The following is a 16,962-nucleotide window of genomic DNA, read 5'->3' on the forward strand; positions in this document are numbered from 1 at the left end:
TTTTTGTTGTTTTAAATTCCAGAATCCATATCTGGAATGTTTGTTCCGTAAAGGTAATATATTTGGAACGAACATTCCAAATAAAATTGAAAAAAAGATGAAAAATATTTTTCCACCTCTTTTTTTATATTATAAAATGCTTATTCCTGAACGGTAAGAGCCATTAAACCAATGATAACATCATTGCAAAGAGAGATTACTTGAATAGATTTAATCGGTTTTAGAAGAATCGGGAATTGATAAACGTTGGCCGCTCCGCCATCAATCGCCATATTACTAAAACCTTTGATACTGCTATACTTTGGATTTTCTTTGATAAATTCTCCTGTTTTTAATAATAGGCGAGGAGGGCGTTCTGCTTTTGAATATTTAAAAGCCTTGCCATCATAAAAATAGTCTTGCTCAATGGGCCACCAATTGTTCGGATTGTGTAATTCAAAAGAAGTCTGTTCTCCGCTTTCATAGTGAACAACTACTTTACCGTTTATCATCTGGCTTTGCATAGGATTGGTAGTACCAGCCATCAATAAATGCATCGCATGACCTTGTATTTTTTGTTTAGGACGTATATGCAATGTATCTGGAAAATTATCCCATTTACTAGCAAAAGCAATATTCACCTGATTCGTATCAGCGGGCGTAGCAAATGGAATTTGTTGATAATGAATGAATCCATTTTGTTGTTTTGCTTTTTGACGAAGACCTGAGTCATCAATAATTGCTTCCACCAAGGGGTAACACCAATTACCAATACCTTGAACGGGCAATTGCAACGTAGCACTTTGTGGGCGAGGAGACAAGTACTTGTTTTTGAAAATACGAGTTACCTTATCATTGAATGAACTACTTAAATCTATCGAATGATATACATTGCTTTTTATGCTTTCCTCAGGGTTTATTGTAGCCTGTTCTATTTTAGGTATTGCTCGTTTTGAGACATTGTTCACGGCCTTATTTTCTTCAAATAACACTTTCACTAAAAATGCTTTACCTTTTAATGCCTTTATTTCAAGGATTGGCTCATTATTACCGTTTTGTGTCCATGCATATTTTACAGGTTTTCCATTAAGTACAACAGACTTTACTTTTTGGTATTCCGTTGAAATCCTTAATATTAGTTCAGACGATTTATTCCAAAAAGTTTTAATGTCGTATTCATATAGTTTAGCGTTTTTCTTGAGGTTAAATTCAATGTCAGCCGTTTTTAGCTTGGCATAAGCCCATTCATTGGGAAGTCCGGGTTCAATCAATAGTTTTCCTTCTAACAACTGCGGTCTAATTCCGAACAAACCTTCTACTAAGCTTCTGCCAGCCATACCTATGCCGTCGCCAAAGTCTCTATACAGTTCGCCTCTGATGGCATCCAAACTTGATAGTTGCTCAAATCCACCCGGCGAAGCAGAAGTATAAAGACTTTCGATGATGGTGTTACGCCAAATTTCATAGGCTAAGTTTTTATTACCCGCTTGCCAACAAGCTAATGAAGTATGGAGGTTTTCGCCCAATGCTACATTGTTGATACTCCATGTGTAAGGTTGCCAGTTGGTAGTACTCAACTGATAAAAATTTTGCTTAAGTTCAGGGATGCGGAAAGGAATATGAGGAATATTTTTTTCAACATATTCAGTCATCTGATATTGTTGTTTGGGCGAAGCTGCTTGTGCATCAATGGCATGATAGATGGTCCAAAGCCCCGCAGAAGGGTGTACGGATTGCAGGCCCAAAGCATCTTTGTATTCAGCAAAACAGCCTGTTTCATCTAGCCAAAGTTTTTCTTGTAACGCTTTATAAATCTTATCGGCTTCGTCTTGATACGGCTTCCCATTTTCACCCAACAATTTAGCTAATAAAGTGGCTGAACGAAATGCTCGATAATTGTAAGCAGTAGAGTGGGTAACACCACCGCCACTATATTGCAAAGCGTCACTAGCCCAAATGCAACAATAAGCATCATAAAGCCCGTCGTCATCAGCGTCGAAATTATGTTTTTCCCAAGAGAGGTGTTTTTTGATAACTGGCCACATCTCACGTAAATAGGTAGTATCGCCCGTCCAATTGAAATGATTTAAGAGTTGGTCGATATACACCAAATTCATATCATAATGGTGTGCCCGAATATCACCATTCGGGTTTCTGCAAATGTATCCTTCTGTAAAAATACCTTTTCCAATTTTTTCGACTTGGCGAGCTAAGTGCATAGCAGAATCAGGTGAAGAATCGGCTAATGGAAAAGCTTCACCCACTTGTGATTTGGCATAAGCAGAAAAGTGCGTTTTCGCTCTGTCGTGTTGCCCCATTACATCAGCGATATAAGGTCCACGCCAAGCAGGCAAACGCATACGCCAAGCCACGGCACCGTGCATGTAAGTAGGACTATCCCAAATGGCATCCGCCGCTAAACTTAGGGCTTGTCCCATAGGATTTAGCAACGTATCTGGTGTTTGAATTTGGACAGTATTAACAATTTTTTGACGAAGTATTTCATTCTGTTTGACAAATGCAGGAATCGCTGAATAGCCAAACCCCACCTTTCCTTTTTGAATATAGAGGTATTGTTCTGTGTTTTTTAAATCACCAATACCTGCCAAACATGGATTTGAAACTTTATTACGATAAGAATTTACGTCTAAAGGAGATTTTTGGGTGACTGCATCTGTGATAGATAAAGTATAATTGTCAGGAAATAGCCCTGCTACCACTTGGGTAGAATCCTTTGGTAAATATTGTATGCTAAAGGAGTTTTTAACGATGTTGATTTTATTGTTATTACAGTTTTCTGCTTTTAAATAAAAGCTACTCTCAGGGTCTGCCCCAATATCACCATCTCTTGAAAACTTTTTCCCCGTAATTCCTCCAAACAAAACAGTAAGTTGCGTATGCTTGGGTTTGTTTCCTTCAATATGATAAGCTATTAATAGGGCTTCTTGTGAATAAGTAGCTGTTACTTTTAATTCCAAAGTAGCATCACCCAATAATTCATCTTGAATTTTATAGAGCATCGCTCCGTCTTGATACACCGTTTGTATCTTTTGTGCTTCCGAAAGCCATTTGCTTTTTGTACCATTTAACAAGCCAATTTTGCAGTTTCCGCCCATGCCGGGTAAGTACAAAGCAAACTCTGGAAAATCGCCAGCTTCTACCCTAAAAGCAGAATTGCCACCATATAAAGCTCGGTTGAATTTCTGTTTAGGATTTACACAAACAAAACCATTCCCGTTGAAGGGTTTATAATGAAGATTTTTAACGACTGCATTTGTTTGTGCAATAATTTTAAATGAGGTTACTAAGAAGAAGACTAAGAATAGTACTTTTTTCATGAGTTACTAGTATTAAGAGGAGTTGTGGACTTATGTTATAAAACTAACGTCGGTATTTATTTACTCAATATTCCAAAGATTTGAGCAATTGACCCTCTTGTTCACTCATGTCTTTTTCCGTGGTCTGTGGCACACAGAACACAGTGGGAGAGGTGTTCTGTGTGCCACAGACCACGGAGTTAGTAGAGGTAGTATTTATTGGTAACCCTCGCGGTTACCGTTTGAGTTTATGCTTCATTTAAAGTCAATTCCTTGCTGTCCTATTTTCTGTGATAATGATTATCTTTATTGAGTTATTTTTGACTTTCTCCAACACTTTTCAGTATATTCACAGTTACTTTCTTATTTTTCTACTGTTACTGCTTCCTATTTTCTTTCGTCTTTACGAAACAAAGAATAATTGATATAAAGTGAATTTCCTTATCGGCCCAAGACTGTGGCTTGAATTATCTCTACCCGACTTTTTTTAATGTAGTGTCAAACGCACATGAATTAAGACCCACATAGAACAAAATAACTATCAGATCAAGAATATTTACGATTATGTCAAACGAGCATTCGCAACTTTATCTTAGTGCCAAAAAAGTATGGAATACAGTGGTAAAAGAAGAGCCTGGATACCCACTCGAATTAAAATTAAAGTTAGAATTACATAAGCAACTCCTTAATCTCTTTCAGCCGGGGATTTATTACTATTATGTCTTTAATATTTTTCAAGCAGACTTTGATTTTGTAAGTCCGGGCGTTACCAACGTGCTAGGCTATATGCCCGAAGAAATGGATATTCACTTTTTCTTAGACATAATACATCCCGACGATAAACCTTACTTTTTGCAATTTGAACAACGAATTACAGAATTTTTCAAGGATTTGCCGTTTGAGAAAATATCAAAATACAAAATGCAGTACGACCTTAGGATGCGTACTAAAGACAATCGCTATGTACGACTGCTACACCAAGCGGTGCAAATAGATTTTGACGAAACGAACTATTATCGTACGTTGGACGTAGACACCGATATTTCGCATATAAAACAAGACGGCGTTCCTTCGTTTTCTATCATAGGACTTGACGGAGAGCCATCATACTATAATATTACTGAAACCAATACGCTTACGTTATCTAATACCCCGTTTACACCAAGAGAAAGAGAAATTTTAAAAATGATTGTAGAAAATAAAAGCAGTAAAGAAATAGCCGATAGGCTTTTTATAAGCTTGCATACAGTAAGTACACATCGCAAAAATCTACTAAAAAAAGCTAATTGTAAAACGCCTGTGGAGTTAGTAGGCAAAGCGTTGCAGGAGGGGTGGGTATGAGTTATTCGTTTTCGGCAACCGCAAGGGTTGCCGCTACTCTCGCTTGACACTCTGACGTAGTGTTTCACTACGTCAGAGTGTCAAGCGTTCTTAGAACGCAACGTCTAGTGGTATGTAGCTTATACAGTTTGTGGACATACGAACTTCGACAAAAGTTATTTGATGCAGTCTTTTATCAATGCGTCATATATAACTTTTGAAACTGTCTTGTCGTTAAGATAACCCTCAATACCGTGTCTATTAGAAGTTTGATTGTCAACATCACTTTTATTTTCTATTTGTGGTTGAATATTAAAATAAGTTTTGTCTAATGGATTTAATGCTACGACATCTCGATCATCAAAAGCATTGAACCATCCATTTTTTACACAATCAGGCATTTTAATTGGAGTTTTTAAATATTTTTTTACTGATTTTAGCCCAAGTGGAGAACCTATTGTAATGTATTTACAAACATTCAATTCAGTGGAATCTCTTAAAATATTATAACTTATTATTGTCCCTAATGAGTGTCCAACTACTACATAAGGTTCATTGCTAATCTGATTTTTTACAACTGTATTGATTGCATTTTTAATATTTGGCATGGTTAAGTATAAGTAAACGTCATAAGTAAATTGTTTAATTGATAATTCTCCCAATTTACCAGTATTATCCAAGGTTCTTAAAATTGCTTGTATCCAATTCCAATTTAAAGGCCCTTTTTTGACTATTTCTTGGGAGCTATTTTTCTCAATGTCTTCTTCTGTTATTTTTGCATTTGATGCCAGTTCTAAAAGAAAATCGTTGAAAAATTTGGCATCCTTGTTGTCTAAATCGCTACCTTTTTTAATTATATTTTCCATTGGTTGATTTAAAGAAAAAACCAATTCATCTAATATGTCACCATAATACGGGAAGTAAATATTTTCTTCAAGAATTGGAATTGAAAGCCCTGATTTAGCTAACCCAACTTTGAAAGTGTCTATCCACTGTTTCCTAAGTGCTATTGGGTCTTTACGACCTTGGGCTCGTCCATGAATAAATATTAATTTCATTGTAAAATATTTTCTGTGAATAGATTTATGATAGATTCTGTAACTTTTTTATCGAAAGTTGTCCATAGGTTTGGAACTAAATAATTAGATGCTTCTCTAATTTTGGGATGTAAGAATTCCTCAAATTTTTGTCGATATGCCCAACCTAATGAAAGCATAGGACAAAATGGAGCAAGCCTTCTTCTTTCAATTCCAATCTTATCAGCCAACATAGCTACATCAAATGGCATACTATCACTTTCTTCTCTCATATATCTATAAACTGATTTAACATCCTTAATTTTTCCAGCTTGGCGATAGGCATAAACAGCATATAAGCCCAAAGACGGGTCAAGTGATTTTTCTCTTCTTAAAAAACTACCAGCATTATTATGATTCATTCGTCCATTTTCATCAAATTCCTTATTAAAAGTACTTTGATAGTCAAATCCTTCGTTTGCTGAACTTGCTATAAACGCCCTGACAAAATTTATTTCTTTTTCATTTCGTTTAAATTCTTCGTATTTATCATTGTTTCTACTTGGTGTGTAATTTACAGTCAATAATTGGTTCTCATTAAACACAAGCGTTCCAATATATCCTTTTAAAATTGCTATTGGTATTGAATTTCCATTTCTTAAAATAATTAGTGCAGATGTTATTTGGTCATCATTATAAATTCTAATTTGCTGTTTGTTATTTTCAAAAAAAAATTCTTTTCTATTCCCATTTACAATTACATCTTGAATTTCATTACCGACAATAGTAAAGCCAGTTTTAGTTTCAAAACTTTCTCTACCTTTTGAATCAAAAATTCTTTCAGAATTAGATATTAAATTTGATTTAATATTATAAGGATCAATTGAACTAGGAAAAGATCCCAAATCTTCAAGTATAGATTTAAAACTATTATTACCTAAATCGTTTAAACCGAATTCTAAATCCCTTTGTATTTTTTCGTACAAATCTGATTCAAAAAATTTTCCACTTTTTACTTCTTTATTTGTTTTTAAAAGAATCTTTTTTGCTTCATCATCTGAAAAACTTGCTAATTTCGGTTTGGGATTTTGATGCTGAATTCTAATTTCAGGGTTTTGAGTTAGAGTAATTTTTATTTCGCTTGCTTTTTTTGAAACAACTGATTTTAATGGATATTCAATGTTGATTGTGTCTATATGCCAATCCGCATTATTTAAGCTTTTATAGTTTTGGTCAACCTGCAAATGTGATAAATCATAATAATTTGTCAGCCAACTACCCGATGCCTTTTGAGAGTAAATTAAATTTGGATAGTCTCCTTTCAGAATTTCAATTATTGACTGAGTAAATAGTCCAAATTTTTTAGAACTTTTTTTGCTATTAAATTCATTTGCAGGACTTCCCGGTCTAGTAGCATAAAGCAAATCAATTGCACAATCTTCATTTGTATCATCAAGAATAGGAAATATTACTGAGCCATTTCCTGTAAATTGAATTTCAGTTGGTAAAATTCTGCAAGCATCAGAAACAAATACTATATATGGAATTCCTGATGTTCTTGCATTGTCAACCGAACCTGTTAAATTAATTGATTCATTAGGATTGTTTTGGGCATTTGATAATAGCCAAACTTCTTGGTTAGGACCTTTAAGTATTCCATGTCCTGAGAAAAAAACTATAAGTTGTTCACAAATTTTTTCTTCAATAATTGTATTGATTTGATTGAAAATATCAGACTGTGAAACTACTTTATTATCATCGTCAGCAAATAAATAAGTTTCATAACCTTGCGTTTTTGCCCAATCATTAAATTCAACTGCACCTGAAACTGCTGCTTTTAAAGGCGTCAAACCTTTGACATTATTGATTCCTATACTTATTACATATTTCATGGTTTTTTTATTTAGGTCATTGATAGTCAATTTGTTAGATTGTACTAATCTAGTAAATATCTTTACATTAAAATTTTTCTTAAAAGTAAATAATTAAGGTTAACTATTAATGTTGTTTAGGTACTTGATTAAAATAAATTAACTTTAATGCCATAATCTGCCAGTACCAACAATCCCGCACAACTTACCAAAACCTCACATACTTCCCAAATTATCATACGATAAATTTCCCAAAACTTATTATACGGTAATACTAGCCCGTTCCATCCCGCACAAACCGTGCTAAATCGCACATAAATTACATTTTGTATTTTGTTTAATTGATTGATAATCAATCAATTAGTGTTTGGCATTGTCTTTGGAATACTATTGGCAAATCTAACAGTATTATGGACAAAGAAATTTCTCAAAACCTTATTAATCAACGAAAATCTAAAAAGTGGCTTATCGGTTTGTTGCTTGTGTCAGCGTTAATTGCGATACTCTACTTTTTTAGAAATTCTCTTCAATCTTCTTTGGAAGCTTCAAAAATCAGAACGGCTGTTGCTGAAATGGGCAGTATCGAAAATACCTTAACGGCATCGGGCGAAGTAATCCCTGCTTTTGAACAAACCATTACTAGTCCGATAAAGGCAAGCATTAAAAAAGTGTTTTTTACGACTGGTGCATCATTAAAAGCTGGTCAGCCTATCATGGATTTAGATAAATCGCTGACGATGATAGAGCTGGAGAAACTAAAAGACCAACTGGCTTTAAAGCAAAATAGCATTGGAAAGTTGAAGATGGATTTAGATAAAAAAATCTATGATGCAGACATCAGCGATAAAATAAAATCCTTAACTATTAATCGCTTGAGAGCAGATTTGGAAGACACCAAGCGCTTGCTAAAAGTAGGAGGGAGAACCCAAGAGGACGTAACCAAAGCCGAAAATTTGTTGAAGATTGCAGAACTAGAAAAAGCACAATTAGAAAACGAACTGAATTATCACCGAAAGTCTGTTGGAGCAAATGTGCGAGAGTCTGAACTAAATGCTGAAATAGAAAGCAAGAATTTGAAAGAACTTCAACACAAAATCACAATGGCAGATATCATTGCCGACCGTTCAGGCGTGCTTACTTGGGTAAACGACAAAATCGGTTCAGCCGTCAACGAAGGTGAAATGTTAGCCAAATTAGCTGATTTAGGCAGTTTTAGAATAGAAGGTTCTTGTTCAGATACCTATTCCGACCAATTGAAAATAGGGATGCCTGTGATTGTAAAAATCAATGAAGTGTCACTACGTGGCATGGTGGTACAAATAAAACCTTCGGTAGCCAATGGCATCGTGCAGTTTTCAGTTGCTTTAGAGGACAACAAACACGCTTCGCTTCGTCCCAATATGAAGGTGGAGGTTTTTATGGTTACCAATCGCATTGGTAATGCGGTTCGAGTAGCGAATGGCCCTGCGTTTAATGGTAAAAGAAAAACCTTTGTATTTGTATTAGAAAAAGGAATTGCCAAGAGGAGAGAGGTAGAAATTGGGCTTTCGAACTTTGATTTTGTAGAGATAAAAAGTGGTATTCAAGCAGGCGAAAAAGTAATTATTTCAGATTTGAGCAAGTTTGAGCATTTGAACGAAATTAAAATTGAGCAATAATGAAAAACACTTTACGATACATCTTATTGTTTATCAGCAATTTATCATTGGCTCAGCAAACTCAATTAAGCTTAGATGAAGCCGTGCAAATGGCCAAAGATAAATCTATTGCTGCTAAACAAGCATCCACGCAAAAGGAAACTGACTTCTGGCGATTCAAATCATTTCAAGCTGATTTTAAACCGCAATTGAGTTTAAGTGGTGCATTGCCAAGTTTTACGCGTTCGTTTATTCAAGTGCTTCAACCTGATGGAACAGTCGCTTTTCAGTCGGTTTCTAATAATAATTCAACCTTAACGCTATCGCTTAGCCAAAGTATTGCTAAAACAGGAGGAACGATTTATGTACAAAAGCAACTTCAACGCTTTGATGATTTCGAGAGAAATACAACGCTTTATAATGGGATACCTGTAGCATTTGGATTGACGCAACCGCTTTTTAGGTTCAATGCCATGAAATGGGATAAACAGATAGAGCCTTTAAAATATTCAGAAAGCCAACAGCTATTTTTGGAGTCTTTAGAAAAAGTATCCTTGAATGTGAGTAGTTACTATTTTGATTTATTGATTGCACAGGTCAATTTACAAATTGCCGAGAAGAATAGGAGTAATAACGATACGCTGTATAAAATTGCATCGAAAAGGCTAGAGTTGGGCAAGATTTCAGAGAATGATATTCTTCAATTACGTTTATCAGTGCTGAATGCTCAGAAAGATTTAGCCTCTGCCAAGCAACAAGCGGAGGTAGCTATGCTACAATTGAAATCATACATTGGATATAGGGAAAGTACAAAATTAGACCTTGATATTCCTTTTCAGATTAAGGTCTTTGAGATTGATGCACAAAGAGCTATCAGAGAGGCCTTGAATAGTCGCTCGGATGCAATTGCCTTTCGCCGTAGAATCTTGGAATCTGAACGAGATTTGAACAAGGCTAAAAGTGAAAATGGTTTGAATGCTTCTTTGAATGTAGCGTTTGGTTTGTCTAATCGTGGAGCAAGACCTTTGGATATTTATAAAAATGCTCAAGACCGTGAGTTCGTCGAAATACAGTTTACTTTGCCGATTATGGATTGGGGAAGGTCTAAGGCTCGTACTGAAACAGCTAAAGCCAATTTACAATTGACACAGCAAAGTGTAGAGCAAGATAAACTGACTTTTGAGCAACAGATTTATACACAAGTAACGCTTTTTGAAATGCTTCAAAAGCAAGTGAAACTCACCGCAGAAACAGATGAAATAGCCAATAAAAGGTATCAGATTGCCCAAGATAGGTACATTCTGGCAGATTTGAGCATCACAGATTTGAGCATAGCCTTGCAAGAAAAAGATCGCGCCAAAAGAGATTATATCATTGCCCTAAGGGACTATTGGCAAGCATATTATACATTACGTTATTATACTTTATACGATTTTGAACAAAACGAATCTTTAAATCTTAGAAAATAATCATGATTAAACTAACCAACATCGAGAAAGTCTATCAGACTAGTAATATTGAAACATTGGCATTGAACAATATCAATATAGACATTAAAAAAGGAGAATTTGTCTCTATTATGGGGCCATCGGGTTGTGGCAAAAGTACGTTGTTGAACATCATGGGTTTATTAGATGAGCCTTCGACAGGCACAATTGCCATTGATAGTAAACCTGTAGAAAAATTCACGGATAAGGATTTGGCTTTTCTACGCAACCAGAAAATAGGGTTTATCTTTCAGAGCTTTCACCTTATCAACGACTTGTCGATTTTAGATAATGTTGAAATTCCTTTGCTATACCGTACTTCAACCAGCAAAAGTCGTAGAGATGCAGCGAAAGAGGCTTTAGAAAAAGTAGGATTGAGCAACAGGATGAAACACTTTCCCAATCAGCTTTCAGGAGGACAAAAACAGCGTGTTGCCATTGCCAGAGCCATTGTCGGAAACCCTGAAATCATTTTAGCAGATGAGCCAACAGGAAATTTGGATAGTGCGATGGGGAACGAAATATTGAATATTCTTTTACAGCTGAATGCCGCAGGCAGTACCATTGTAATGGTTACGCACGATGAAAACATGGCCAAGAAAACGCACCGTTTAATTCGTCTTTTTGATGGCTCGCAAGTATCTTAATTTAACCTCTAAAATATAAAAATCATGCTGTTCAATTATATTAAAATTGCATGGAAAGTCCTGCTTAGGCATCCATTTTATACGTTTATTACGCTGTTTGGTATTACGCTCACGCTAACGGTGCTGATGGTCATTACTTCTTTCCTAGACCATTTGGTGGGAAGTCATTATCCTGAAAACAAACGAGATAGGTCGCTGTATATCATGAATGTAGCTTTATACGATTCTGCCAAAACGTCTATGAATGGAGGGGCTCTCTCTTATGATTTCATCAAAACACATATCAAGCCTTTGAAAACACCTGAAAATGTAGGGTTTTCAACCATGATAAGTTCGGCTAATTCGTATTTGAATGGTCGCAGAATTAAGGTTAGTACAAAATACTGTGATCCTAATTTTTGGGAAGTAACCGATTATGAATTTTTGGAAGGAAAGCCTTTTAATCATCAAAATATTGCTAATGGCGACCATGTTGTTGTGATTACTGATGCCATGAAAAAGCAGTATTTTGAAGATGAAACGGCATCGGCCATTGGAAAAATGATAGAAGTGGATAATGAAAAATTTAAAGTAATTGGGGTTGTTAAATCGGCACCTGTTACTCGATTTATGACTTTCTCTGATGTGTTTTTCCCTTATAATCTGCCTAAAAGTAATTATCAATCAAAGAGCATACAAGGTAATTTTACGGTGATTATCTTGGCAAAAGACAAAAGCGATTTTGTTGAAATCCAAAAAGAGTTTGATGCATCAGTGAATAAAATACCTTTACCCATACAGTCTTTTGGGAATAAGTTTGATATTATCGACGTGAAAGCACAGCCTTATGTAGATACTGTGTTATACAGCCTTTTGAGAAACGGTAAGGAGATTTATATATACATCATCATAAGTTTTATTGTGTTGATGTTAATGGGGTTGCCCGCTATCAATCTAGTGAATTTGAATGTGAGTAGAATCATGGAAAGAGCTTCTGAGATAGGCATCCGCAAGGCTTTTGGTGCACCCTCTAGCTCGCTTGCTTGGCAGTTTATCATTGAGAATATTTTTATTACGATGATTGGTGGAGGTTTCGCTTTGACACTCACGGCTATTATTATTGCTATTTTCAATCAAAGTGGTTTAATTCTTTATGCTGACCTAACGATTAATTTTAGTGTATTCGGTGTGAGTTTATTGGTTTGTTTGATTTTCGGATTACTCTCAGGCGTAGTACCAGCCATCAGAATGTCAAAAATGAAAGTTATAGACGCACTGAAAAGCTCTTAAGAGGCTATCGGCTATCGGATTTCAGCTATCGGCTGTTTGGTTTTTAGCTTTGAGCAATGAGCGATGAGATTTTTGATTCGACAAATAACAAGAATCACTAACTCACAACACACTCATTCACAACTAAAAACAATCACTAAATCACTCATTCACTAATTCACAACTGATATGTTACAGCATTTATTTAAACTCATTTGGAACAAAAAAAAGACCCACACTTTATTGATGGTCGAAATTTGGATTTCCTTTCTTGTGCTTTTTGGAGTGATGACACTCATTAGCTATAATTTTAAAAATTATTTAGAGCCAATCGGTTTTCAATACGATAATATATGGGCTTTAGAACTCTCGACAAACCAAGATACTACTGCTGTTAAAGAAAAGTTAAATAGCATCTATCAGAAAATAAAGTCGTATCCAGAAGTAGAAATAGCGACTAGGATGTCTAATAATTCTCCTTTCTCCTTTAGTCAGCATAATGGAGGGATTTCATATAAAAAGAATAATACGAATGGGGATTATTACTTTACGGATGAAAATTTTGCAAAAACATTAAACCTCAAAATCCTGCAAGGCAGTTGGTATAAAAAAGCTGATGCAGTGGCTAAATTTAAGGCCGTAGTGATTAATAAAAAAACGCAAGAGAATTTATTTGGCGACATAAACCCCATTGGAAAAGTATTGGGCGAAGACCAGAAAATAGTTGGTGTGGTTGATAATTTTAAAGCCAAGGGAGAATTTACCAATAATGAACCTTGTATCTTTACTTTAATCGATGATAAATACCAATACTCGAAAGTGCTTATCAAAATAAAACCGGGAACAGATGCTAATTTTGAGGCAAAACTAGTCAAAGATATTGGTGCAATCGCTAAAGAATGGACAACTGAAGTAAGTTATCTTACAGACCAACGAAAAAACCAACATAATTTAGCACTAGTTCCTGTGATAATTTTTCTAATCATTACGGTGTTTCTATTAGTGAATGTAGCGATGGGACTGTTTGGCATTTTGAATTTAAATATTGCCAAACGCCGTGAAGAAATAGGTGTACGGAGGGCGATGGGAGCTACTGAAGGCAATGTTAAAATTCAATTTGTAGGCGAAATGTGGGTAATTGCCACTTTCGGAATGTTGATAGGAATATTGTTTGCCGTACAGTTTCCTTTGATGAATGTGTTTGATTTAAAAGCAAGTATCTATTGGATGGCAATCGGACTTTCTATTGTTATCTTATATGGCATCGTAACGCTTTGTGCTTATTACCCAAGCCGCCAAGCCGCCAAAATTCAACCAGCAATGGCTCTGCATGAACAGTAAATTAGCTGTTAGCCGTGAGCTATGAGTTTTGAGCCATGAGATTTTTAAGAGTTTAAAGCTTATAATTCATTGGTTTACTCATTTATCAAAGCTCGTAGCTCAACGCTCACAGCTCAAAAATATGAATAATAGAATTTAGCTTTGAGTAGTGAGTTATGAGAATTCAATCGTTTAACGCTCAATGCTCATAGCATTTCTCATATCTCATTGCTCAAAGAAAGCTAAAATAAAAAAGCTCAAGGCTCAAAGCTCATTGCTCACAGCTTAAAAACATGAACAAAATATTAGTCATAGATGATGATATAGCCGTACAGACATCCCTTTCGTTGATGCTTCGGCAAGAAGGCTTTCAGGTGAAGACGACCTCTTCACCTGTTTTGGCGATGGATATTATCGAAGAATTTCAACCACATTTAATTATACTAGACCTTAACTTCTCGATTGAAACTTCTGGAGACGAAGGAATAAAGGCCTTAAAAATTATCCGTGGCACTTTTCCTGATATTGCCATTATTTTGTTGACAGGTTGGGGAACTATCAATTTGGCTGTTGAAGGAATGAAATTGGGGGCTAAGGATTTTATGACTAAACCGTGGCAGAACGATTATATCATCCAGTCGATTAACACGATTTTAAATCTTTCTCAGCAAAAAGTACAATCGCTCAATCGTAAAAAGTTAGACCAACAGTACCAGTTTGAGCACATCGTGGGCGAAGACCCAAAGCTATTAGAAATCCTTGAAACGATTGGTAGAGTAGGTATTACTGATGCTCCCGTATTGATTACAGGCGAAAGCGGCACAGGGAAAGAATTGATTGCAGAGGCCATTCATCAAAATAGTAAAAGAAAAAACAAGCCTTTTATTAAAGTAAATTTAGGAGGTGTTTCGGCTAGTTTATTTGAAAGTGAATTGTTTGGACATATACGTGGAGCTTTTACAGATGCTAAATCCGATAGGATAGGGCGTTTTGAACTGGCCAATAAAGGCACAATATTCTTAGATGAAATCGGAGATTTAGATTTATCAAGTCAGGTGAAATTATTAAGGGTATTGCAAGATAGAACCTTTGAACCACTGGGAAGCAGCAAAAGCAAGACAGTAGATGTAAGAGTCATCTGTGCAACTAATCGTAATTTGGAAGAAATGGTGGCGAACAATACTTTCAGGGAAGATTTATTTTATCGAATCAATCTTATCTCAGTAAAATTGCCCGCTTTACGAGAAAGACCTGATGACATTGCTTCACTGGCTATCTATTTTGTCAATAATCTCAAAACTATTTACGAACGCCCCTATTTAACAATAGCTCCTAAAGCGATCAATTGGTTGAAATCTTTACCTTTACCAGGGAATATACGTCAACTGAAAAATTTAGTTGAAAAAACAATTTTACTCACGCCTAAAGATGAACTAGCGATTGAGGATTTTCAAAAGAATATTTCTATTAATACCATACAAGCGAACAAGAATACGCTACCAGAAGTTGGGACGATGACTTTGGATGAAATAGAATTGTTAATGATTCAAAGAGCAATGGCTTTTCATCAAAACAAAATATCAAAAGTAGCTCGTTCGCTAGGCATTACACGCTTTGCTTTGTACAGAAGGCTGGAAAAATTTAATATACCTTTTGTGGAGTAATTGTGAATGAGTGAGTTGTGAGTTAGTGATTTATTTCATTTAGGGGCAAATTTATGACTGATTATTACATAATTATAAAATAATCAACTAAAAACTCGCTAATTCACAATTCACTAACTCACAACTCATAAAAAATCATTCACTAACTCACTAACTCACAACTATTCATTTGTCCTTAAAAGTAAAATATATCATTTTTGTTACGCTCATTCATGCCGTTATTATCTTTTTAACGTTTCGGCTTTTGAATGAAAACAAACTCTATTTTATCCTTTCTGAATTATTGGTGCTTGCCTCATTAATCATTGCTGTGCAGTTGTATCAAGACTTTATACAACCGCTAAAATTCTTGTTGATGGGTGCAGAGGCTATTAAAGACCAAGATTTTGCGGTGAAATTCAAACCTGTAGGCAAGTACGAAATGGATGAACTGATAGCAGTGTATAATGCCATGATAGACCAACTCCGACAAGAACGCTTACAGGTAGTTGAACAGCATTTTTTTCTGGAAAAACTCATTCAGGCTTCGCCAATAGCGATTATCATTTTAGACTTTGATGGCAATATCGTTAAGACCAATCCAAAAGCACAAGAGCTTTTTTCTTTGCCTGAATATTTACCAAATACTTTACCATTAAGTCAGATTCCTCATCCCATTATTCCATATTTACTATTATTAGAAAATAAAGAAGCCCAAACTGTCCAATTAAATGGCTTGGCTACTTATAAAATACAGCGTTCATTTTTTATGGATAGGGGCTTTGCTCGCCCATTTCTACTGATTGAAGAATTGACCACTGAAATTCTAGCGACTGAAAAGAAGGCTTATGGCAAGGTAATCAGAATGATGGCTCATGAAGTCAACAATTCAATAGGAGCTGTAAACTCTATTCTGGAAGTAACCAAAAAATATATTGAAGAAGAAGATTTATCAAATGCCTTAAGAGTAGCTACCGAACGCAACGACCGTTTGAATCTTTTCATGAGGCGTTTTGCTGATATTGTCCGTCTGCCTTTGCCTAATAAAGAAGAAAGGAATATCGCTAGCCTTGTAAAAAATACTGTACAATTGATGCGCCTGCAAATAGAGCAAAAGGGTATCTTGATAATTAGTAATTATAAGGGAGAGGGAAAACTTGTTTTAATAGATGTTGGCCAAATAGAGCAAGTATTAGTGAATGTATTAAAAAATGCTATTGAAGCTTGTGAAGGGAGTAGCGATGAAACCATTGCTATCAATGTTGATGAGAAACAAATTGTGATTGCGAATAATGGAAAGCCCATTCCAAAAGCCATTGAACAGCAATTGTTTACGCCATTCTTTAGCGATAAACCAGAAGGGCAAGGTATAGGATTAATGCTTTGCAGAGAGATACTGAATAATCATGGCTTCAATTTTTCTTTACAAACCAAACCTGACGGTTGGACAGCATTTGTAATTGAATATCGTTTGTAA

The 16,962-nt window shown here is 35.4% G+C and carries 11 protein-coding genes; 8 read left to right on the top strand and 3 right to left on the bottom strand.

Annotation, left to right across the window (positions count from 1 at the left end):
* Positions 1-140 precede the first annotated feature (140 nt).
* A complete protein-coding gene (locus J2Y60_RS01915) occupies positions 141-3,317 on the bottom strand; it encodes a DUF4450 domain-containing protein (protein ID WP_309912288.1) in 3,177 nt (1,058 codons plus the stop codon).
* Positions 3,318-3,860: 543 nt separating this feature from the next.
* On the opposite strand from J2Y60_RS01915, the gene J2Y60_RS01920 reads away from it, so the two are divergent.
* Positions 3,861-4,637: a LuxR C-terminal-related transcriptional regulator gene (locus tag J2Y60_RS01920; RefSeq protein WP_309912286.1), complete on the top strand. Its 777-nt coding sequence runs from the start codon at positions 3,861-3,863 to the stop codon at positions 4,635-4,637.
* A 155-nt stretch (positions 4,638-4,792) separates the two neighbouring features.
* Here the strand turns inward: J2Y60_RS01920 and J2Y60_RS01925 are convergent, their stop codons facing one another.
* Positions 4,793-5,674: a hypothetical protein gene (locus tag J2Y60_RS01925; RefSeq protein ID WP_309912284.1), complete on the bottom strand. Its 882-nt coding sequence runs from the start codon at positions 5,672-5,674 to the stop codon at positions 4,793-4,795.
* Positions 5,671-7,524, bottom strand: a complete 1,854-nt coding sequence (locus J2Y60_RS01930) for a caspase family protein (RefSeq protein WP_309912282.1) — start codon at positions 7,522-7,524, stop codon at positions 5,671-5,673. The genes J2Y60_RS01925 and J2Y60_RS01930 overlap by 4 nt, the downstream gene beginning before the upstream one ends.
* Positions 7,525-7,913: 389 nt before the next feature.
* Here J2Y60_RS01930 and J2Y60_RS01935 point away from each other — a divergent pair, with 389 nt between their 5' ends.
* The 7 genes from J2Y60_RS01935 (at position 7,914) to J2Y60_RS01965 (ending at position 16,962) form a co-directional block, all read left to right on the top strand.
* Positions 7,914-9,161: an efflux RND transporter periplasmic adaptor subunit gene (locus J2Y60_RS01935; RefSeq protein WP_309912280.1), complete on the top strand. Its 1,248-nt coding sequence runs from the start codon at positions 7,914-7,916 to the stop codon at positions 9,159-9,161.
* Positions 9,161-10,609: a TolC family protein gene (locus J2Y60_RS01940; protein ID WP_309912278.1), complete on the top strand. Its 1,449-nt coding sequence runs from the start codon at positions 9,161-9,163 to the stop codon at positions 10,607-10,609. The genes J2Y60_RS01935 and J2Y60_RS01940 overlap by 1 nt, the downstream gene beginning before the upstream one ends.
* A 2-nt stretch (positions 10,610-10,611) precedes the next feature.
* Positions 10,612-11,274, top strand: a complete 663-nt coding sequence (locus J2Y60_RS01945; RefSeq protein WP_309912276.1) for an ABC transporter ATP-binding protein — start codon at positions 10,612-10,614, stop codon at positions 11,272-11,274.
* A 24-nt stretch (positions 11,275-11,298) separates the two neighbouring features.
* On the top strand, positions 11,299-12,543 hold the full coding sequence (locus J2Y60_RS01950; RefSeq protein ID WP_309912275.1) for an ABC transporter permease: 1,245 nt from the start codon (positions 11,299-11,301) through the stop codon (positions 12,541-12,543).
* Positions 12,544-12,711: 168 nt separating this feature from the next.
* Positions 12,712-13,863, top strand: a complete 1,152-nt coding sequence (locus J2Y60_RS01955) for an FtsX-like permease family protein (RefSeq protein WP_309912273.1) — start codon at positions 12,712-12,714, stop codon at positions 13,861-13,863.
* A gap of 272 nt (positions 13,864-14,135) precedes the next feature.
* Entirely contained in the window at positions 14,136-15,506 is a 1,371-nt protein-coding gene (locus J2Y60_RS01960; RefSeq protein WP_309912271.1) for a sigma-54 dependent transcriptional regulator, read from the top strand.
* A 244-nt stretch (positions 15,507-15,750) separates the two neighbouring features.
* Positions 15,751-16,962, top strand: a complete 1,212-nt coding sequence (locus tag J2Y60_RS01965; protein ID WP_309912270.1) for an ATP-binding protein — start codon at positions 15,751-15,753, stop codon at positions 16,960-16,962.

This window comes from Arcicella sp. BE140 (assembly GCF_031456255.1).
Taxonomy (GTDB): Bacteria; Bacteroidota; Bacteroidia; order Cytophagales; family Spirosomataceae; genus Arcicella; species Arcicella aquatica.